We start from the raw sequence: 1040 nt of genomic DNA, 5'->3' as shown, positions 1-1040 counted from the left end.
GGCTTTGTTGCACAAAGATTTAAAAGACAACACTCTGCTCATTTGAACAGAATTCAAGTGACAACTTGGGTATGAGGACGACCTAATTCTGTAAATTTGTTCAATACGGCTATGCGTGCATGAATCTCATTCACCTGACTAGAAAAACTCCTTGCTGTTAATTTATCACCTAATAGTTTGATGCAATGCATCTTGGTTTCAACTAAACTTCGACGATGATAACCAGACCATTTTTTCCAAAGCGTTCTTCCTAAACGTTTAACTGTTTTCAGTAACTCATTCCGCTCTAAAGATCTCAATTTCTGATCTTTCCATGGTTTTGCATTTTTTCTTGGCGGAATGACCGCATGTGCATCTCGATCTAGAATGACTTGTCTGCAGTGCTTCGTGTCATAAGCACCATCGGTATAGACCGAATCAATTCGTTCATCTAAGGGAATTTGAGCAAGTAAATCACCGAGTACTTGCGAATCGCTCACATTATTTGTAGTAAGCTGTACTGCACGTATTTGCAAGGTTTCAGCATCGATGCCAATATGAAGCTTACGCCATTGGCGACGATATTCAGGTCCATGTTTCTTACGTTTCCACTCACCTTCACCTAGAAACTTTAAGCCAGTTGAGTCGACGAGTAGATGTAGCCCATCACTACTTTTTTGATAGCTAATCGCAATATTAATATGTTTTTGTCTTCGACAAAGCGTACTGTAATCTGGTGCGGTCCAATTTAATCCACAAAGTTTAATCAGACTTTGAACAAAACCTGTGACCATGCGTAAAGAGAGTCTAAATAAAGATTTGATCATTAAACAGCATTGAATAGCCTTATCGGAGTAAGTTTGATTTCGACCTTGCTTGTCTTGTGGTTGTGCATACCACTGAGTGTTTGGATCAAACCAAATGGAAATGTTGCCCCGATTAATGAGAGCGCGATTATAGGAAGACCAGTTGGTTGTACGATAAGTTTTAGCAGTATGTTTATTCATTTTGAAATTATAGGACTGAATAAACCTTATAGGCTAGGTTTGTGCAACAAAGCC

General features: G+C 38.9%; 1 protein-coding gene. It reads right to left on the bottom strand.

The features are described from left to right. Positions 1-53 precede the first annotated feature (53 nt). A complete protein-coding gene (locus tag NI461_RS14035; protein ID WP_253157855.1) occupies positions 54-986 on the bottom strand; it encodes an IS5 family transposase in 933 nt (310 codons plus the stop codon). Between the last annotated feature and the right edge of the window lie 54 nt (positions 987-1040).

The sequence above is a fragment of the Acinetobacter sp. S4400-12 genome (assembly GCF_024129495.1).
Classification (GTDB): domain Bacteria; phylum Pseudomonadota; class Gammaproteobacteria; order Pseudomonadales; family Moraxellaceae; genus Acinetobacter; species Acinetobacter lwoffii_C.
Note: the sequence above shows the minus strand (reverse complement) of the source record. Positions and strands in the feature narration are given on the sequence as shown.